The sequence below is a fragment of the Devosia aurantiaca genome, from assembly GCF_011058215.1.
GTDB lineage: Bacteria > Pseudomonadota > Alphaproteobacteria > Rhizobiales > Devosiaceae > Devosia > Devosia aurantiaca.
The window spans coordinates 1,070,342-1,088,970 of the sequence record NZ_JAALFG010000002.1 but is presented as its reverse complement, the minus strand read 5'-3'; the positions used below and the strand labels follow the sequence as shown (position 1 = coordinate 1,088,970).

The 18,629-nt window shown below is 62.6% G+C and carries 18 protein-coding genes, 1 tRNA gene and 2 pseudogenes; 7 read left to right on the top strand and 14 right to left on the bottom strand.

Annotated elements, in window-relative coordinates:
* Window positions 1-3 precede the first annotated feature (3 nt).
* On the bottom strand, window positions 4-1,632 hold the full coding sequence (gene fliF, locus G5575_RS13155) for a flagellar basal-body MS-ring/collar protein FliF (RefSeq protein ID WP_164534676.1): 1,629 nt from the start codon (window positions 1,630-1,632) through the stop codon (window positions 4-6).
* Window positions 1,633-1,813: 181 nt separating this feature from the next.
* On the opposite strand from fliF, the gene G5575_RS13150 reads away from it, so the two are divergent.
* Window positions 1,814-2,434, top strand: coding sequence for a glutathione S-transferase family protein (locus G5575_RS13150; protein ID WP_164534675.1), 621 nt, complete (start codon window positions 1,814-1,816; stop codon window positions 2,432-2,434).
* A gap of 214 nt (window positions 2,435-2,648) precedes the next feature.
* Here the strand turns inward: G5575_RS13150 and sciP are convergent, their stop codons facing one another.
* From sciP to G5575_RS13130, 4 genes are all read right to left on the bottom strand, one after another.
* The gene (sciP, locus tag G5575_RS13145; protein WP_035085775.1) at window positions 2,649-2,927 is read right to left on the bottom strand and encodes a CtrA inhibitor SciP; all 279 of its coding nucleotides are present in this window, start codon (window positions 2,925-2,927) and stop codon (window positions 2,649-2,651) included.
* Window positions 2,928-3,117: 190 nt separating this feature from the next.
* A complete protein-coding gene (locus G5575_RS13140) occupies window positions 3,118-3,810 on the bottom strand; it encodes a flagellar hook assembly protein FlgD (RefSeq protein ID WP_164534674.1) in 693 nt (230 codons plus the stop codon).
* Window positions 3,797-4,231 (bottom strand): flagellar hook-length control protein FliK, encoded by a 435-nt coding sequence (locus tag G5575_RS13135; RefSeq protein WP_164534673.1) that lies wholly within the window; start codon window positions 4,229-4,231, stop codon window positions 3,797-3,799. Before G5575_RS13135 ends, G5575_RS13140 begins: the two co-directional genes overlap by 14 nt.
* 59 nt (window positions 4,232-4,290) lie before the next feature.
* Window positions 4,291-5,382, bottom strand: coding sequence for a hypothetical protein (locus G5575_RS13130; RefSeq protein ID WP_164534672.1), 1,092 nt, complete (start codon window positions 5,380-5,382; stop codon window positions 4,291-4,293).
* 237 nt (window positions 5,383-5,619) lie between these two features.
* On the opposite strand from G5575_RS13130, the gene mnmA reads away from it, so the two are divergent.
* A complete protein-coding gene (mnmA, locus tag G5575_RS13125; RefSeq protein ID WP_164534671.1) occupies window positions 5,620-6,771 on the top strand; it encodes a tRNA 2-thiouridine(34) synthase MnmA in 1,152 nt (383 codons plus the stop codon).
* 345 nt (window positions 6,772-7,116) lie between these two features.
* Here mnmA and G5575_RS13120 read toward each other — a convergent pair whose 3' ends face one another.
* Window positions 7,117-7,302, bottom strand: coding sequence for a hypothetical protein (locus tag G5575_RS13120; RefSeq protein WP_164534670.1), 186 nt, complete (start codon window positions 7,300-7,302; stop codon window positions 7,117-7,119).
* A gap of 201 nt (window positions 7,303-7,503) precedes the next feature.
* Between G5575_RS13120 and G5575_RS13115 the strand changes: the two genes are divergently transcribed.
* The 3 genes from G5575_RS13115 to G5575_RS21815 are packed head-to-tail and all read left to right on the top strand — an operon-like array spanning window position 7,504 to window position 9,958.
* Window positions 7,504-7,956, top strand: a complete 453-nt coding sequence (locus G5575_RS13115; RefSeq protein ID WP_164534773.1) for an RNA polymerase sigma factor — start codon at window positions 7,504-7,506, stop codon at window positions 7,954-7,956.
* On the top strand, window positions 7,953-9,014 hold the full coding sequence (locus G5575_RS21820; RefSeq protein ID WP_328766035.1) for a von Willebrand factor type A domain-containing protein: 1,062 nt from the start codon (window positions 7,953-7,955) through the stop codon (window positions 9,012-9,014). Before G5575_RS13115 ends, G5575_RS21820 begins: the two co-directional genes overlap by 4 nt.
* Entirely contained in the window at window positions 8,978-9,958 is a 981-nt protein-coding gene (locus tag G5575_RS21815; RefSeq protein WP_328766033.1) for a vWA domain-containing protein, read from the top strand. The genes G5575_RS21820 and G5575_RS21815 overlap by 37 nt, the downstream gene beginning before the upstream one ends.
* Before the next feature lie 29 nt (window positions 9,959-9,987).
* Here the strand turns inward: G5575_RS21815 and G5575_RS13105 are convergent, their stop codons facing one another.
* The 7 genes and pseudogenes from G5575_RS13105 to G5575_RS13075 form a co-directional block, all read right to left on the bottom strand.
* The gene (locus tag G5575_RS13105; RefSeq protein ID WP_164534669.1) at window positions 9,988-10,152 is read right to left on the bottom strand and encodes a hypothetical protein; all 165 of its coding nucleotides are present in this window, start codon (window positions 10,150-10,152) and stop codon (window positions 9,988-9,990) included.
* 150 nt (window positions 10,153-10,302) lie between these two features.
* Window positions 10,303-11,223 carry a FecR domain-containing protein gene (locus G5575_RS13100; protein WP_164534668.1) on the bottom strand — a complete coding sequence of 307 codons (921 nt, stop codon included), beginning with the start codon at window positions 11,221-11,223 and terminating at the stop codon, window positions 10,303-10,305.
* Between the two features lie 150 nt (window positions 11,224-11,373).
* Window positions 11,374-11,450: transfer RNA gene (locus tag G5575_RS13095), tRNA-Met, on the bottom strand.
* 64 nt (window positions 11,451-11,514) lie between these two features.
* A complete protein-coding gene (locus G5575_RS21810) occupies window positions 11,515-12,957 on the bottom strand; it encodes a UdgX family uracil-DNA binding protein (RefSeq protein ID WP_328766110.1) in 1,443 nt (480 codons plus the stop codon).
* A 7-nt stretch (window positions 12,958-12,964) separates the two neighbouring features.
* A pseudogene (locus tag G5575_RS13085) lies at window positions 12,965-14,199 on the bottom strand (putative DNA modification/repair radical SAM protein).
* A gap of 155 nt (window positions 14,200-14,354) precedes the next feature.
* Window positions 14,355-15,873 (bottom strand): annotated as a pseudogene (locus tag G5575_RS13080) (PQQ-dependent sugar dehydrogenase).
* Window positions 15,866-16,279 (bottom strand): DUF2231 domain-containing protein, encoded by a 414-nt coding sequence (locus G5575_RS13075; protein ID WP_164534667.1) that lies wholly within the window; start codon window positions 16,277-16,279, stop codon window positions 15,866-15,868. The pseudogene G5575_RS13080 and the gene G5575_RS13075 overlap by 8 nt, the downstream one beginning before the upstream one ends.
* A gap of 180 nt (window positions 16,280-16,459) precedes the next feature.
* On the opposite strand from G5575_RS13075, the gene G5575_RS13070 reads away from it, so the two are divergent.
* Window positions 16,460-17,410: a ring-cleaving dioxygenase gene (locus G5575_RS13070; RefSeq protein ID WP_164534666.1), complete on the top strand. Its 951-nt coding sequence runs from the start codon at window positions 16,460-16,462 to the stop codon at window positions 17,408-17,410.
* Window positions 17,411-17,452: 42 nt separating this feature from the next.
* Here the strand turns inward: G5575_RS13070 and G5575_RS13065 are convergent, their stop codons facing one another.
* Window positions 17,453-18,208 carry a Crp/Fnr family transcriptional regulator gene (locus tag G5575_RS13065; RefSeq protein ID WP_164534665.1) on the bottom strand — a complete coding sequence of 252 codons (756 nt, stop codon included), beginning with the start codon at window positions 18,206-18,208 and terminating at the stop codon, window positions 17,453-17,455.
* Between the two features lie 143 nt (window positions 18,209-18,351).
* Here G5575_RS13065 and G5575_RS13060 point away from each other — a divergent pair, with 143 nt between their 5' ends.
* On the top strand, window positions 18,352-18,627 hold the full coding sequence (locus G5575_RS13060; RefSeq protein WP_164534664.1) for a DUF6894 family protein: 276 nt from the start codon (window positions 18,352-18,354) through the stop codon (window positions 18,625-18,627).
* Window positions 18,628-18,629: the final 2 nt, after the last annotated feature.

Sequence of the window (18,629 nt, the reverse complement as noted above, 5' to 3'; positions counted from 1 at the left end):
CGGTTACGCTGCGCTCCCCAGCCAATCACGCACGATCAGCGCGGCCTGCTTGGGGTTTTCTTCAACCAGGGTGCCGACGGTCTTGAGGGTCTGGAGCTGGGTTTCGCCCATCGACTTGGCATTCTGGACCCAAGCAGGAGTTTTGTCCCTCGGTTCGTCCTCGACGATGACCTCGACCAGGCGCCCATCGGCGCCGACCACGCCATTGTGGCCAAGTTCGGCGGCGACCGGCAAAGCCAGCGGCTTCGGTTCGGGCGAGAGAACCTTCTTGAGGAGCGGCCGCATGACGAAGAAGACGAGTGCCAATGCGATAAGGAGAGTCACCGCCATCTCGGCGCCATCCATGATGTCGTCGCGGGTGAAATCGAGGAGGCCAGCGCCCGAGTCGGTGCCGGCAATGGCCAGGTCCGGACGCTCGGCAAACTGCATGTTGACCACTTCGACGCTGTCACCACGATCGGCGGAATAGCCGACGGCCGAGCGCACGAGCGCGAGGATCTGCGCGACTTCATCGGCGGTGCGGGGCGTATAGGTGAGGTTGCCGGCGCCATCGTCAGTGTAGACGCCATCGACCACGACCGCGACCGAGAGGCGCTTGAGGGCGCCGGCTTCGGTGATGTTGGTCTGGGTGGTCTTGGAAATCTCGTAGTTGACGGTTTCGGAATTGAGGGTGCCCTGTTCGGTCGCCGTGCCGGGGGCGTTGGAGGCGCCCGGCAGTTCGTTGGCGACGCTGACCTGGCCGTTGGCCGCGCCGGTCACGTTTTCGGTGTCGCTGGTCTGGGTCGAGCGAACGACCTGGCCTTCGGGATCGAAGCGCTCTTCGGTGACAGTGGAGCGGTTGAGATCGAGCTCGGCCGAAACCTCGACGCGGGCTCGGCCGGCGCCGACGACATTGGCCAGCATGTCTTCGAGGCGCGTGCGCAGGCGGTTTTCGTAGCCAAGGGTGCGCTCGTCGGCCTGGGCCGACATGATGCCGGCTTCGTCCTGGCCGGTGCCGGAGGCTAGGAGATTGCCCTGGTCGTCGACGATGGAAACACGGCTGGGCGAAAGGCCTTCGATGGCGGAACCGACGAGGTGCTGGATGGCGCGCACTTCGCCATTGGAGAGTTCGCCACGGACCGACAGGACGATCGAGGCGGAGGGATCCTTGCGTTCGCGGCGGAAGAGCTCGCGTTCGGGCAGGACGAGGTGGACGCGCGCCGACTTGATGCGGGTGAGGGACGAGATGGTGCGGGCCAGCTCGCCTTCGAGGGCGCGAACATTGTTGATGTTCTGGACGAAGCTCGTGGCGCCCAGGGTGGATTGCTGGTCAAAGATTTCGTAGCCGACCTGGCCGCTGGTGGGCAGGCCTTCGCTGGCCAGCGACATGCGCAGGGTCGTGATCTGGTCGCGGGGGACGAGGATGGTGTCGCCGTCGCCACGCAGTTCGTAGGGGATGGACTGGGTCTGCAGCTCGGTGAGGATGGCCGAGCTGTCTTCAAGGCTTAGGCCCGAGTAGAGCGGAGCAAGATTGGGCGTCTGGCTGCGCATGATCAAAAAGCCAAAGAAACCCAGCATGAGCACGGCGACCATCACCATGGCGGCGATGCGCGGCATGCCGATCCGGTTAATGAGGTTGCTTAGACTTTCCACGCCGTCACTCTGGTTTCGTGGCCGCGCACCAGGCGCCCCACTCTCGTCTCGGACACCGGCGTGTGTTGGCCCACAAACCAGTGGGCAAAAATTACCTAGCGGATGGTAAACATTGTCTTAACTATCGGCTGCAGAATGCTAATTGCGGCAGAAATTGCCGGGCTTGACGAGGAGGAATTTGATGGTTCGCGTGCTGGGCCGGGTGACGTCGATCAATGTGCGCAAGGTGCTTTGGGCGCTGGACGAGATCGGCGAGCCTTATTTGCGGGAGGATTGGGGATTGCCGGGGCGTGATCCGAAGGTGCCGGAGTTTTTGGCGCTGAACCCGAACGGGCAGGTTCCGGTGCTGATTGAGGACGACGGCAGCGTGCTCTGGGAGAGCAACGGGCTGCTCGTTTATCTCGCGCAGACGCGGGGAGCGCTGTTGCCGGAGGATCGGCGCGCGCTGGGGCTGGCGCTGCAATGGCTGGGTTGGCAGGCGAGCGAGCTCAATCCATCCTGGGGCTATGTGGTGCCGGGATTGTTGCGGCGGATGCCGGGATATGACGATCCGGACAAGATCGCGGAGGCGATCGGGCGCTGGACGGGGACGATGGGGATTTTGGAGAGGGAACTCGAAAAGGGGCGGCCGTTTCTGGCAGGCGAGGTGTTTTCGGTGGCGGATATCGCGGTGGGCCTGAGTTGTCACCGCTGGTTCAAGACGCCGTTCGAGAAGCGGGAGTTTTTGGCGGTGCGGGAGTACTACGAGCGGCTGCGCGGGCGAGAGGCGGGGGCGCGGTGGATGCCGGAGGACTATGGGTGAGGCAGGCCCCACCCGGCCTCCCCTGTTAGGCGGGGAGGAGTTCGATCGGGGTTGGGCAGAGACTTCCGGATTCCCAAAGCAACAAAAGGCCCGCCGGATTGCTCCAGCGGGCCTTCTTTTCACACAAGGCGGCTACCAGCCCTTCGCAAGGCTCAGGGCGTTCGAAGCTTAAATTGCTCCACTGGAGCAATTTATCGGGCAAGCCCGCCGCTTCTCACCCTTCGCGGTAATGCTGGATCCACGTTGTCCGCAGTCCGGCAAGGCCGTGCTTGTCGATGGCGGCCTGCCAGTTGAGGAATTCGTCGACACTGAGCGTGTAGCGCTCGCAGGCTTCTTCAAGGCTGAGGAGGCCACCGCGGACTGCGGCGACGACTTCGGCCTTGCGCCGGATAACCCACCGGCGGGTATTGGCTGGCGGGAGATCCGCGATCGTCAGCGGACTTCCATCCGGGCCGATAACGTACTTCACGCGTGGACGCATCTGGACGGTCATTCTACTCACTACTCAAACCTGACCATGGCTTGGAGCGTAGCCGAACGGGCTTAAAAAACCCTCAAGGGGAAACTTACAACAGGTTAAGAATGAAGGAGAATTTTGATCACTTTGGCATGGGCGCGGCCAAAGGGGTCACCCCTCCCAACATGTGCGGGGAGGGCAAAGCTTACAGCGGCGATTGCCGGGCTTAGCTGCCGGAGCCGGTGGACGGAGTGGTGGTGGCCTGCAGGCGGACGTCGGTGACGTCGGAAAGGGCGACCTTGTTCTTGCCGACGGTGAGCATGGGTTCGGTGCCTGAGAAATCGACGGCGGTGACGGTGCCGATGGAGGAAGTGGAGACTGCCACTTCCTTGCCCGAAAGGTTGGTGCCCTTGATCTCGATCGTATAAACCCCATCCGGCTTCTTGTTGCCGTCCGAGCCCATGCCGTCCCAGAGGAAATTGCCCGGGCCCTGTTTGAGCGCACCGTTTTCGGTGTAGACCGTGTTGCCCTTGGCGTCCTTGATGGTGACGGTGGCGTTGGCGACGTTGGCATCGGCGGTATAGGCCCACATGGCCCCGCCGTCCTTGAGCTCGCCGGTCTTGCCCGAGGCGGTGACCTGTTTGCCGATATAGCTCACGGCATCGGCGCGGAAACCGTTCTGGGTATTGAGCAGCAGCGCTTCGAGGAAGTCGTTGGTCTTTAGCTGTTGCTCGACGCCGGTGAACTGCACCAGCTGCTGGGTGAACTGGTTGGTGTCGAGCGGATCGAGCGGGTTCTGGTTCTTGAGCTGCGTCGTCAGGATCGACAGGAAGGTATCGAAATTGTCGGCAATGGTGGAGCGGGAGAGATTGCTGACGCCGGATGTGGTTGCGGCGCCGCCGACGCTATCGATGGCCATCAAGGGTCTCCCTAAGCGATGATGTTGACGCCGCGCGCTTGCAGCGTGCCGCGATAAAGGTTGACGGTGGGCGTGGGCTCGGGCGTTTCGTCGACTGGCTTGCCATTGTCATTGGCCGTGCCGTAGCCGGTGTTCTGGCCCTTCTGGCCATCCCCATGCCGGGCTGGCCGGCGAAGGGGTTCTGCTTCAGCGAAAATTCGAGATTGGTCTTGCCTGCGTCGACGCCGGCCTGCTGCAGGGCGCGTTCGAGGCCGCGTTGGTCGCGCTGCATGAGGTCGAGCGTTTCGGCTTTTTCGACCGTGAGGCGGGCACTGACGGAGCCGGCATTGTCGATTTCGAGCCGCACGTCGATGCGGCCAAGTTCGGGCGGATCGAGGCGGATCTGGAAGCGGGTATTGCCGCCCTCGACCTGGCGGGCCATTTCAAAGGCGATTTGCGGCAGGTTGAGCTGCTGCTGACTGGTCTGGTAGCCGGGCTGGGTTACGACGCGGGTGGTGGCGGCGGAATCGATGCGGGGCGTTGCGGATTGCTGGCTGGCCTGTGGGTCGACAGGCGCTGGCTCGTTTGCTGCTGGCGCAACGAAGGCCTGGGGATTGGCGGGTTCGCGGCGCGCTTCGACGCGGTCGCGGGGGCCGGATCTGCCGGTTGATCGGCTTTAGTTTCGGGTTTTGGCGCGGCCTCGAGTGGGTCGCTGAGCTTGGCGGCTGGAGTTGGAGCTTCCGCTGTCTCGGCGGTCTTTCCGGCCAGCACCGGCTCGGTGAGTTTCAGTGCCGGAAGGGCAAGCTCGGGTTCCTGCGGCACCTCGGCGCTGGCGAGGCCTGCGGCGAAGCGTGAAAGGGCTTGTTCGATTTCGGCAGAGGCAGGCTGGCCCGGAGGCATGCCGATGGCGGCGAGCTTTTCGTCCGGGACGGCATCGGCCTCGAGCGCCGCAAGCATGGCGCCAAGCTTGTCGCCGATCTGCTTGAGCTTGGCGAGAGCGGCCGCTTCGCCGGTGATCGACACAGCATCGTCGGCCTTGCTCGCGACGGCGATGGATTGTGCCAGCGGCGCCAGAAGCTGGGTCAGTGCACCGGCGAGGCCGGTATCTTCGGCGCCGGTTTCGAGGAGGGCGGCAAAATCCTCGGGGACGGGGAGGGTCGCGAGATCGAGCCCCAGCGCATCGGCCAAGCCGGTGAGCGCCGTATCGACTTGTTTCAGGAGATCGGGATCAAGCGGCTGGCCGGCATCGAGGCTGGCCTTAAGCGTGCCCAAGGCTTCGACGAGATCGAGGACTGGCGCCGGGTTGGCGACCATGACGGGCGCGGCAACCGGATCGGCGGTTATGTCCGGCTGTGCCTCGGCCTCCGGCTCGCCAGCCCCTGTTTCCAAGCCGAGCGCAAAAACGTTGCCAATGGCGCTGTCAAGGGTGACCTGGCCCGTCGGGGCCGCAGCTTCCGGCGCGGTATTGCCGAGCAGGGCGGCAAAAAGGCCGAGCGCGTCGTTGCCGGCGGTGGCGGCTTGCGGCGCAGAGCCGGGCAGCACCGAAAAGGCGTGCGAGGCGGCGGGGCTGATAACGGTCAGGTGTGAAGCCACGATGGGCATCCTCGGACAAACTTATTCCCCATCAGCGATGCAAGTGGCTTGCCAGTTTCGATTTGTAAACGTCGTCAAAGGGTTGGCGGTTAGGGGTGACGCTCAGTTGCCGTCATGCGGTCATCCCTGCCGCCCTCTCGGCAAAAGCTGCCGGGCGGTGGACAGGCTTCCCTTGGCAGCGTAAAACGCCCGCACATCGTAGCCGCTGGCCCTTGACCCCAACCGGATACCCAGGAAATGCTGAATTCGCTTGATATCGCCAAGCGCCCAGAGGACACGCGCGTTGTTGTCGCCATGTCCGGGGGCGTGGACTCGTCCGTCGTTGCCGGCCTCCTTGCCAAGGAAGGCTATGAGGTGGTCGGCGTCACCCTTCAGCTTTACGATCATGGCGAGGCGACGCACCGCAAGGGCGCCTGTTGCGCGGGCCAGGATATCCACGACGCCCGCCGCGTCGCGGCGAAGCTGGGCATTCCCCATTACGTGCTCGACTATGAAGAGCGCTTCAAGAATGCGGTGATCGAGCCCTTCGCCAATGCCTACCAGCAGGGCGAAACGCCGGTGCCCTGCATTGCCTGCAACCAGAGCGTAAAGTTCGTCGACCTGATGACGGTGGCGCAGGAGCTGGGCGCCGACGTCTTGGCCACCGGCCATTATGTGCAGACGCGGCTGGGCGAAGACGGTCGGCGGCACCTATTCCGGCCGGTCGATAACGACCGCGACCAGAGCTATTTCCTGTTCGCAACGACGCAGAGCCAGCTCGATTTTCTGCGCTTTCCGCTGGGCGGCATGAGCAAGGCAATGGTGCGCGAGCATGCGCGCGAAATGGGGCTCGAGATTGCCGAAAAGCACGACAGCCAGGACATCTGCTTCGTGCCGCAGGGCAAATATGCCGACATCATCCGCAAGATGCATCCCGAGGCGCTGGCCACGGGCGAGATCGTGCATCTCGACGGCCGCGTGCTCGGCACGCATGAGGGCATCGTTCATTATACGATCGGCCAGCGTAAAGGCCTCGGGGTCGCGGCGGGCGAGCCGCTTTACGTGGTCAAGCTCGAGCACAAGACCGGCCGCGTCGTGGTCGGTCCGCGCGAGGCGCTGAAGACGCACACGGTGCGGCTACGGGATGTCAACTGGCTGGGCGCCATGCCCCTGGCGGAGGCGGCGTCGGGCAACGGCGCGCCGGTTGAGGTCAAGGTGCGCTCGACCCGCGGACCGCAGCCGGCAGTAATTCAGATGGTGGGCGGCCAGGTGTTCGTGACGCTGGTCAGCGGCGAATATGGCGTGTCGCCGGGACAGGCCTGCGTGTTCTACACCGATGACTCGGCGACCAGCGAAGTGCTGGGCGGCGGATTTATCGCCGAGGCCGTGCCGCAGGCGCTCGTGGCTTGATGTCTATGGGGCCTCGTGGAGGGCTCGTTGAATCATGGGGCCGGGCTCACTGACACTCGTGGCTGCGACCTCGTCCTTCGACAGGCTCAGGATGAGGTCTAGGAAGGATTAGTAGTTCGGCCCTTGTCCGCCGTTCGGACCCATTTCCCGAGAGGCCTCTGTTTATAAAAGACGCGCGATGTGCTTGTTCATCGCCTCCCTCCCCTTGAGGGGAGGGATTGAGGGTGGGGTGGGGCCGCGCCCTGGTGTTTTTGCCCCACCCCACCCAGTTCCGCTAAGCCTGACGGCTAAGCTCCACTACCCTCCCCCTCAAGGGGAGGGAGGGCCAGAACTGATGGCTTTGCCCTAGTTCCCGCCGAGCTGTTCCGCCGTTGGATTTCTCGCGGCATTGGAGGCTTCCTTGAGAGCGTTGTAGTCGCCGAGGCCGCCCAGCATCATCGATACGGTAATGAGCAGAACCAGCGCGCCCATGCCGAGAAGGAAAATGCGGGTGCGGTTGAGGCCGAAGGGGCCTTTGGGGTCGTCGGTCATCTGGGCCTCGAATTCTTTTGCCGGCCACCCAAAGGAAGGGGTCGGCAGCGGCGTCTTAGGGTAGAATAGCCCTTTGAGCCAACAAGCGCATGCACCAAGTGTTGGGACTGACCGCCGCACCCCCAAGACACGCCGACGCGCCGACGCAGGCGCTGATCGAGGCGCGCGCGCCGCGGCGACGGGGCGGCGTTCGGCGCGCTCCTGGCGGGGCATTATGATCTGATCTATCGGGCGGCGTTTCGCTGGTGCGGCAATCGCAGCGATGCCGAGGATATTGCGCAGGATGTGTGCGTCAAACTCGGTTCGGCGATTGCCGGTTTCGATGGGCGAAGCGCCTTTTCGAGCTGGGTTTATCGCATCACGCTCAATGCGGTTCGCGACTTTCAGCGCGCCAGCAACCGCCGTGGGCGGCATGCGGAGGCGTTTGCGGATGTTTCTACCGGCGATCAGGCGGCGGAACAGGAAGCTTCGGCAACCAATCGGCAGCTTTGGGATGCGGTGCGGCGATTGCCGGAAAAGCAGCGCGACGCCGTGCTGCTGGTTTATGCCGAAGAGCTCAGCCATGCCGAGGCCGCCACCATCATGGGCATCAAGGAAGCCACGGTCGGCTTTCATGTGCACGAAGCCCGCAAGACCTTGAGGGGGCTGCTATGAGCTTTCCCGAAGACCACGATCCCTTTACCGACTTGCGCGGTGCACCGCAGGTACCGAGCGAAGATGCGCGCCAGCGTGCTCTCACGGCCGGGCAGGTCGCGTTCGAAGCAGCGCAAAAATCTGCAGAAACGGCCAAAGAAAGGGGTTTTGGCGCGCGTCTAAAATCCATCATCACGTCCCTCAAAAGGATTTCGATCATGGAAATGCGTGTTCCCGTCGCGACCGCCGCTGTCGCGCTTTTGCTGCTGCCGGTTGGCTGGCAGTTTTACCATTCGACGGCGCTGACGCCGGTGGGTGGGGCTGGGCAGCAGTTGGCGGTTCCCGAGGCCGAATTGCCGGCGATTGCGCAGCAATCCACAACGGCGTCTGAGCCGATCGCCGAGCCCATGGCGGAAGCGGAAGCGGCCACGAACAGCGCCGCGGATAGTCTCGCCTCCGAAGCGCCGCCGATGCCCGTTGCTCCGGCGCCTGCGCTGGCGCAGCGTGCGCCGGCGATGGAACAATTTGCGGCACCGATGCCTGCCGTTCCGAGCGTCACGGCTAAGGAGAGTGGCGCTTATATGCCGCCGGCACAGGCCACCGAACCGTCCGGCGACAATTTTAAGCGTTTTGACGAGCAGCGTTTAAAAATTGCGGCTGAGGAGCCGGTTTCGACTTTTTCGATCGATGTCGACACGGCAAGCTATTCCTATATGCGCCGTATGCTGGAGGACGGCTTTGTGCCCGAGCCCGATGCGGTGCGCATCGAAGAGCTGATCAACTATTTTCCCTATGACTACCCCGCGGCGGCGAGCGCCGATGCGCCGTTTCGTCCGACCGTCAGCGTTTTTCCGACGCCCTGGAACAAGAAGACGCAAATCCTCCAGATCGGCATCAAGGGGTTCGAGCCGCCGGTGGCCGACACCAGGAGCAATCTGGTGTTTCTCATCGACACATCGGGATCGATGGACGAGCCGGACAAGCTGCCGCTGTTGAAGCGCGCCTTTGCCTTGCTGCTCGACCAGCTGGGGATGACGATACGGTGTCGATCGTCGCCTATGCCGGTTCCGCGGGCGTAGCGCTGGAGCCGACCGGGGCCAATCAGAAGGCAAAAATTCTTGCCGCGCTGGACCAGCTGTGGGCCGGTGGCAGCACGGCGGGCGCGCAAGGGATCGAGCTGGCCTATCGCCTCGCCGAAGAGGCGCGGATCGCGGAAGGCACCAATCGGGTGATTCTTGCGACCGACGGCGACTTCAATGTCGGCATCGACGATCCGGAGGCGCTCGAGGATTTCATTGCCGGCAAGCGCGCCAGCGGCATCTCGCTCTCGGTGCTCGGCTTCGGGCGCGGCAATCTCGATGATGCGACCATGCAGGCGCTGGCGCAGAATGGAAACGGCAATGCCAGCTATATTTCGAGCTTTGCCGAAGCGCGGAAGGTGCTGGTCGAGGAGATCGGCGGCACGCTCCATACCATTGCCAAGGACGTAAAAATCCAAGTCGAGTTCAACCCGGCGGTCGTGTCGGAGTACCGGCTGATCGGCTACGAAACGCGGGCGCTGAACCGTGAGGATTTCAACAATGACGCCGTGGATGCAGGGGACGTCGGCGCTGGGACGACGGTGACGGCGCTCTACGAGATCACCCCGGTGGGTGAAGGGCAGGTCGATCCGCTGCGCTATGGCGAAACGGCGGCGCCACAAGGCTCGGACGAGATCGCGTTCTTGAAGATGCGCTTCAAACTACCGGACAGCGAGGTCAGCCAGCTGATCGAAGTGCCGGTCACGGCAGACGTGGTCTATGACGATATCGCGGATGCGGGTGTCGATGCGCAGTTCGCGGCAGCGGTCGCGGCCTTTGGGCAGAAACTCAGGGGCAGTGCTTATGGCACGGCGATGCGTTGGGACGAGATCGAGGCGCTGGCCCGGGCAGGACGTGGCGCGGACGCGGCGGGGTATCGGGCGGAGTTCATCAGGCTGGTCGAGACGGCGAGTTTGTTGAAGCCGGACGTCGAAGGTCAATAGTAGAAGACCCCGAATTTCGGGGTCTTTAATCAAGCACTCGGGACGTCGAAGCCGTTTGACCAGGCGTAGCGTCGCCAGTTGTTGGCATTGCGCCAGTATCGTTCGGCGGTGATGTGGTCTTGGCGCTGGGTGTAGTAATTGGCGGCGGCGACGGCGGCGTGGTAGCTGGAAATCACGAAATGACGAGCGTTCATGGCGACCTCTCTTACAATGCTCAGTGCCTTAAGCAGCTGATTTTGAGGCGATAAACGCAGCGTTTTCAGATCGCGATCCATTGCGGGAACAGATTTTCTTCTGTTCCCGAATAAAAACTTTTGATTGTAGACGCGACTGCTTTGGACTCATCAATCGTCGTCGCAGTCATCTTCATCGTCCTCGTCGTCACATCCTCCCGGCGTCGGTACTGTCACGACAGGCAAGGGTATCGCCGGAGGGATGAGGTCGGGAAGCGTGATCACAGGCAAGGTGACCACCGGGAGAGTGATGCCCGGGAGAGTAATCGTCGGGGTCGGTATTGTTACCGGTTGGAGTGGGTTCAATGACGGTGGGGCGGCTTGCGGCGGTAGAGGCAGCCCTGAGGGAGGTGCCTCGACTTCTGCCACCGACGACGAAGAGGAATTGGAGACCAGGCTCTCCGCCACGGTCTCGGATGGGGCGGGCTCCAGTGACTGGGGTGCGTTGGCTGCCGGTGGTGTATCGATTGTTGGTGGTGAGGCAGGCTGATTGACTGCGGTGGGAACCGCGGGCCTATCCCCTCCGGCTTCGACTTGCTCGCCTGCGGTCACACTCATCTGTTGGCCGAATTGCGTGTCTTCGACTAGCACGATGCCACGCGTCACGCTTAGTGTAGAAGTTGCGGGGCCGGCGGTGACTGAAAACGCCGTGCCCTTCACCACGGCTGCCAGATGCGGCGTGACGACGGAAAAATGGTAGACGTTGCGCGCGTCGACATCGAAGGAAACGGAGCCTTCATGACCCACGACGGTGGTGTAATCGCGCCCGGTCTTGTCCATGATCTGGATCATCGAGTTGGTGGACAATTCGACCACCTCATCGTTCCGCTGGAACCTGGCCCGCCCATTGAGCGACTTGATGATGCGGTCGTCCGAGACGATGTCACCGCGCGAGAGCTTCTGCCAGGCGCCGTCTTCAAGGTGCAGAACCGTGCCTCTCAGCCTCACCACGTGCCAGTCGTCGGCGATCGCGGGGACCGACGATGTCGCTAGCAGGACTGCAAGGACGAGCTTTTGAGAGATACGCATCATTGGCCTTCGGGTTGTGGCCGGATGCTAACAGCGAGGCGTTACGCCCGATTTATTCGTTTGCCGATATCGAGATTGTTGGTCTACGGCGCGTTAACTTGGGTTACTTCGCCCAAGCGACATAACAAAAACCCCGGTTTCCCGGGGTTTGATTGGTAGCGAAGCCCAGATTTGAACTGGGGACACACGGATTATGATTCCGCTGCTCTAACCAACTGAGCTACTCCGCCATAAGGCTGATCGGGTTTTGGCCGATGAGGGTGATTTAGTTTTGGCGGCCAACACTGTCAAGCGTTACGGCGTTTTTTCCAAGGCGGCGATGGCCTCGCGGACCATGACGAGATCGGCTTCGAACTTGGCGCGTTCGCGGGCCTTACCTTCGGCGTCGGGGATGCGGAGCAGGTAGGAGGGGTGGTTGGTGATGAAGAGGACGGTGCCGTCCTCCATCTGGATGGGCGCGCCGCGCATCTTGCCGATGGTGACGCTGGCTCTCCCGAGTAGAGACTGGGCGGCGGTGGCGCCAAGGGCGACGATGACTTTGGGCTTGACGTATTCGACTTCGAGATTGAGCCAGAATTTGCAGGCCTGAACCTCGCCGCCATCGGGGCGCTGGTGGATGCGGCGCTTGCCGCGAGGCTCAAACTTAAAGTGCTTTACGGCATTGGTGACATAAACGCGCTTGCGGTCGATGCCGACTTTTTCGATAACCGCGTCAAGCACTTGTCCAGCGGGACCGATGAAGGGCTTGCCGGCCAGATCCTCCTGATCGCCGGGCTGTTCGCCGACGAACATGACCTCGGCGTGCTCCGGACCTTCGCCAAAGACGGCTTGCGTCGCGTGCTCGTAGAGGGGACAACGGTGGCAGGATTGAACGGCCTCGCGGGCTTGGGCGAGCGAGGTAATCTCTCCAATTTGCTGGGGTTCGGGCTTGCGGGCCTCGCGGCGCATGTGATGGGCCGGGGGCTGGGTGGCGGCGCGCTCGATCATGTCCTGCCCCATCGCCTTAGCGTTGCGGATCAAAGGAGCAATGTGTTCTGCTTCGGGCAGGTTGCGCCAATACTTGACCGGCATTTCGGATTTCATCATCGAGACTTTAAGGCGGGCCGGATTGAAGATTGAGGCGTAGTAGGTCTTCCAGTCGTCCTCGACGGCGTCTTCGGCGGGAACGTCGGACTTGCGGCCGCCAGGGCCGAAGCTCAGATTTTCCCTGTCCCACCAAACACTTGAGTAGGGGGTCACGATGCCCCAATTCATGCCGGCAAAGCGCCGGGCGAAGAAGGGGGCGGTGCCTTCGAGGACGTAGTGGTCGGGCTCGAACCAAGCAATGAAGCGTTCCGTTTCTTTCTCAAAAACGGAGCGGAACCGCACAAATGCTTTCATCTTATGGGCGTCTCGCCTCACCGCAGACGCCATATGTGCTAGCAGACTGTTATCCTTGTCGCCGGCATTGGAGAGCAGTTGATGGTCCTGCTGCAGGCGCCAGAGCACGCGATAAAGATGGGCGAAGCGTTCCGGATCGGAATGCTGGATAACGCCGGCGGCGAGCTCCATGAATTGGCGGGGGACGGTGCCGACTGGACCGTCCGGGGTGGGGAGCATTTCGTCGCCGCCTTCGAAAAGGCCATTCTCGTCCGAACCGGTGCGCCAGACGATCTGGCTCGGCGCCATGCCGGCGGCAAGCAGGCGGCGAGCCTTGCCGCGCCATTCGTCGAGATCGTTGAGCTTTTCGAGACGGATGGCCGCATCAAAAAAGGGAGAGTTGCTTGGGCTGCGGCGTCAGCTTCTGGCGGAGGCGTTGATCGTCAATGGCGCCGCCGGGGACCAGTCACCGGTGACGATGAAGGGGCGGACCTTATCGATGGAAGCGGTCATGCGCGCGACATCGGCTAGGGTTAGGCGATGGTGGCGGCGCGAGCGGATGATGCGATCGACGGCGTTGATGCCGAGGCCGGGGACGCGCAACAGCATTTCGCGGTCGGCGCGGTTGACGTCAACCGGGAAGCTCTGGCGTTGCTTGAGAGCCCAGGCGAGCTTTGGATCGATGGCAAGATCGAGATCGCCATTTTCGCCGCCCTGGACGATTTCGGGAACATCGAAGCCATAGAAGCGGATCAGCCAATCGGCCTGGTAGAGGCGATGCTCGCGCATCAGCGGCGGTGGCCGCAGCGGCAGCTTGGAGCTGGCATCGGGAATGGGCGAAAAAGCGGAATAGTAGACGCGCTTGAGGTTATAGCCGGAGTAGAGGCCGGCGGCGCGGGTGAGAATGGCGGAATCGTTGGCGGCATCGGCGCCAATGATCATCTGGGTCGATTGGCCGGCGGGCGCGAATTTTTGCGGCTTGGCCTTCGGCTTGCCCTCGGGCTTGGCTTCATCGAGCTTGCCGCGCAGGCGGGCCATGGCGGTGCGGATTTCCGCTGGACGCTTTTCGGGCGCGAAGTGCTCGAGCGCCGTATCTGTGGGAAGCTCGATATTGGTGGACAGGCGATCCGCCCAGCGACCGGCTTCGGCCAGCAGTTCGGGGCTGGCATTGGGGATGACCTTGAGGTGAATGTAGCCCTGAAAGAGGTGCACTTCGCGCAAGGTTTGGGCGACGCGGACCATTTCTTCCATCGTGTGATCGGGCGACTTGATGATGCCTGACGAAAGGAAGAGCCCTTCGATGTAATTGCGGCGGTAAAAGTCGAGGGTGAGCTGTACGACTTCGTCGACGGAAAAGCGGGCGCGCTGCACGTTGGAAGACGAGCGATTGATGCAATAAGCGCAGTCGTAGATGCAGAAATTGGTCAGCAACAGCTTGAGCAGACTGATGCAGCGACCGTCGGGCGCGTAGGAGTGGCAAATGCCGCTGCCTTCGGTCGAGCCGATGCCCTTGGTGCCGGCGCTGTTGCGTTTTTCGCTGCCACTTGACGCACATGAGGCGTCGTATTTGGCGGCGTCGGCCAGAATCGCGAGTTTTCGCGTGAGTGTGAGAGCTACCATCGTTCGTCCTTTGTTCTGTGTTTAGGACATGAAGCAGGGGATTGCACATCACAATGTTGAACGGAGAGGAGAGAGGCCCCAGTTGCCGGAGAGACCCCCACCCGGCCTCCCCTTTAGGAGGGGGAGGAGTCAGATTGGGGGTGGGGAGGGGGTGGCTATTGTGTCGGAGGGGTGGGGGCGCCGTCTTCGGGGCCGACGGCGGGGGCGATGTCGGTTTGGGGTGGCTCGGGGTGCCTTCGCTCGGAGCGGCTGGGGTTGCGTCCGTAGCCGGAGCAAGAGCGGGGGCTTCAGCGGCCGCAGGGGGCGGGGTCACGCGGTCGGTGGGGATCACTTCGGCAATGGCGGTGCCGCCTTCGGCAGCGACGCGCCAGACCGTGTTGCCGGCGTCGTCGGCGATGAGGAGGGCGCCGGTGCCGTCCATGGCGAGGCCGACGGGACGGCCGCGGGCGTTGTCGCCATCGAGGAAGCCGGTGACGACGTCGATCGCGGGGCCGGAGGGCCTGCCGTCGGTGAAGGGCACATAGATGACCTTGTAGCCGTTGAAGTGATCGCGGTTCCAGCTGCCGCGGTTACCGATGAAGGCACCGTTGAGATACTGTTCGGGCATGGCGCTGTCGTCGGTGAAGGCGAGACCGAGGGCGGCGACATGGCTCGAGAGCGCGTAGTCGGGCTTGATGGCGGTTTCGACGAGATCGGGACGTGGCGGGGAAACGCGCGGATCGACGTTCTGGCCGTAGTAGCTATAGGGCCAGCCATAGAAGCCCTCTTCCTGCACCGAGGTCAGGTAATCGGGCACCAGGTTGGGTCCGAGTTCGTCACGCTCGTTGACCACGGTCCAGAGCTCGCCCGTGTCCGGGTGGAAGTTGAGACCATTGGGGTTGCGCAGGCCGGAAGCGAAGACGCGCGAGGCGCCGGTTTCGCGATCGATCTGCCATATGGCGGCGCGGCCCTTTTCGGCCTCGATGCCGCGCTCGGCGGCGTTGGAGTTCGAGCCGACAGAGGCATAGAGGAACTGCCCGTCAGGGCTCAGCGCCAGATCCTTGGTCCAGTGGTGATTGATTGGGCCGCCGGGGAGGGGAGAGAGGATTGTGGGTTCGGCAGTAATCTCGGTATCGCCCAGGGCGTAGGGGTAGGAGAGGACGGCATCGGCTGCGGCGACATAGAGCGTGTCCTCGTACCAGGCGACGCCGAACGGCGAGGTCAGGTCACGCAAAGGTCGAAGCGCTCGTCTATCGTGCCATCACGATTGGTGTCTCGCAGCAGGGTGATGAGATTGGTTTCCGGAGGCGGTTCGCCGCCACCGCCGCCCGAGGCGATGGACATGATGAAGTCGCGAATGATGTCCTTTGGGCGCTCGACCGGCTTGCCGGGAGGGGCCTTGGACTGGACGACGAGGATGTCGCCATTGGGAAGGGTGTGGACGGTGCGCGGATTGGCGAGGTCCTGCGCATAGGCGGTGACCACGAGGCCTTCGGGCACAGTCGGCGTCTCGCCGTCCTGCCAGCCGACAACTTCGGCGACCTTGAGATCGGGCAGGAGGGGCTGTTCCGGGGCTGGCAGAACCGGATCGGCACCGATCTGCGAGGCGGTGTCGAAAGGTTCGCTGCTGCAGGCTGTGAGCAGGGTCGCGGTGCCGACACCAAGAACGAGGGTGGATGCAAAGCGCTTAAGCATGGATTTCGCCCTCCCGGCCAAGCCAGGCGGTCAGCAGCATGGCCAGAACCGTGGCAGCGGACAGCGTCAGGCCCATCGGCACGACGGCGGTCCAGCCATCGGCGGTGTGAACAAGATTGTTGATGAAGGCGAGAACGAAAATCACGACGCCCATCAAGACGGCGGGCCAGGCGGGGCGCAGCTTGCGGACCGGCAATTCGATGAGGCTCAGCAAGAGATCAAAGCCGACGCCGACAATGCCGACCAGCAGCAGCCACTCGGAAAAATGCAGCCAGAGCAGGTTCGAGGTCCGCACATAAGCAATGTCGGTTGCCAGAGCCATGGTGAAGGCCGTTATCGGCACGGCGCGCAGGAAACCATGCGCCAGCCGCAACAGCCAGGTTGAAAAGGATATGTGTCTCGCCATCCGCGCCCTCCCCACGTGATGTCAGAAAAAGCGCCGTTCGGTATTTTGGTTCCAAGCTGGAGCAAGCTGTTCAAGGATCGGCACCAATCCGTTGTGATTAGCGTGGTATCTCGCCCGCCGCTTCTGCCCTACATTCCACTCGAACACGGCGCCCATTGCGCCGCACGAGGAGATTTCCAAATGACCCTTGAACTTGGCGGCATCCACCATCTGACGGCTGTGACTGCCGATGCGCCGCAGAACCTCAAGTTTTATACGCAGACGCTGGGCATGCGGCTGATCAAGAAGACGGTGAATCAGGACGACACCACGGCCTATCACCTGTTCTATGGCGATGGCGTTGCCTCGCCCGGCGCGGACCTCACCTTTTTCGATTTCGACACGCTGCGGGAAAAGCGCGGCAATCACACGGTGGGCCGGACCGGCTTGCGGGTGGACAGCGAAGAAACGCTCAATTGGTGGAAGGAACACCTTCAGACCAACAATGTCGGCACCAGCGCCATCAAGGAGCGCAATGGCCACCTTTCGCTCGATTTCGAGGATTTCGAGGGCCAGCGCTTCCGGCTGGTGGTCGATCCGGCCGGCAAGGTCGTGCCGTGGGCGAAGTCGCCGGTGCCGGCCGATAAGCAGATCGTCGGGCTTGGTCCCATTACGCTTTCAGTGCCCAAGCTCGAACCGACCGAGGCGATGCTGACGCGGGTCATGAACATGCGGCAGGTGCGGCATTATCCGGCGCGCGAACGCAATGGCGAAACCTTCGTGTTCGAGATGGGTCCGGGCGGTCCGGCAGCCGAGCTTCATGTCGTGGTCGACCCAACGCTGGGCCGCGCCAGCCCCGGAGCGGGTGGCGTGCACCATGTCGCCTTCCGTACGCCGGACCAGGACAGCTTGCGCGAATGGGTACGCCACGTGAACAGCTTCGGCATTCGCTCGTCGGGCGAAGTGGAGCGGTTTTACTTCACCTCGCTTTATTTCCGCGAGCCAAACGGCATTCTGTTCGAGATCGCGACCGACGTCCCCGGCTTTGCGGCCGACGAGCCGATGGAAAGCCTGGGCGAAACACTGTCGCTGCCGCCATTCCTCGAAAGCCGGCGGGCGCAGATCGAGGCCAATTTGAAGCCGCTGGTCTGATCGAAGACTTAGCCGTCACCCGGATGATCCGGGTGGCGGTCTTTATGCGGCGGACTGGCCTTCTTGCAGGAGACGCGGCGCACGCAGGTAGATGGGGTCGAATTCCGCGATTTCGACCAGCCGATCCCAATCGAGGATAGTGATCTGGTCGCGCTCCCAGCGTATGACGTTTTCCTTGCGCAGAACCTGCACCACGCGATTGGTGTGCACGGTGGAGAGCGCTAACGCTTCGCTGAGGAGGGTCTGCGTCAGCGGCAGCTGGAACGTCCAGCCGTCGGTGAGGTCGACCTGCTTAAGGCGAAGGTAGAGTTCGCAGATGAGATGGGCGAGCTGTTGGTGGCCCTGGAGGCTCCCGAGTGCGACGGCCCATTTGCGATGGATGCCGCCATCGATCACGGTGCTAAGCCAGAGGATACGCGTGAGATGCGGCTGCGTTTCGGTGATGCGGGTCAGGGCCGTGTGTGGCACGACGGCGATGCGGCAGGGCGTCAGCGCGACGATGCTGTGATCCATGGGGCGCATCAGGAAGCTGTGGAGGTCGACGAAGTCGCCTGAAATATGGACGGCGGTTATCTGGCGGCGGCCATCGGCGGTCATGTTGTAGCGGGCGGCATAGCCGCTCAGCAGCAAAGTGCTGTGATCGGGAGATTCGCCCTCGACCACCATGTCCTGATTGATGTCGATGTCGCGGATGGCTGAGACAGCGGATTCAAGAACCTGCTCTTCTTCGCGCGAAAGTGCCTCGTATTCGCGAAGCTTGGCCGCAAGCGGCTGAGTGGCAGAGGTGATGGAAGCCATGGTGTTTTCCGATTTAGCCAAGAAGCAACGCAGCTGTTTCCTACTCGCTCCCACTTACACATACCCATATGGCAGCGGAACGGAAGTGGGAGGCAACTTCCCGCTTAAAGCGCCGTTGGCGCATGGCAGGAACGGAGCCAAAAATGCCGAGGTATTTCTTCCACGTGGTCAATGGCGAGTTTCTTCCCGATGCCGAGGGGATGGAAATCGACGCGCTCGATCGGGTCAAGGCGGAGGCTATCCGCGTTGCGGGAGAGATGATCCGCGACCAGGGTTTCAAGCTTTGGCAGACGGGGCGCTACGACATGTATGTGGTGGACGAGCAAAACCGGACGCAGCTCAAGCTTTCCTTCGAAGCCGAGGACCTTACCGGGGAGCTCAGCGGCGAGCCGGACACGGCGATGAAGGGCACGGGGTGACG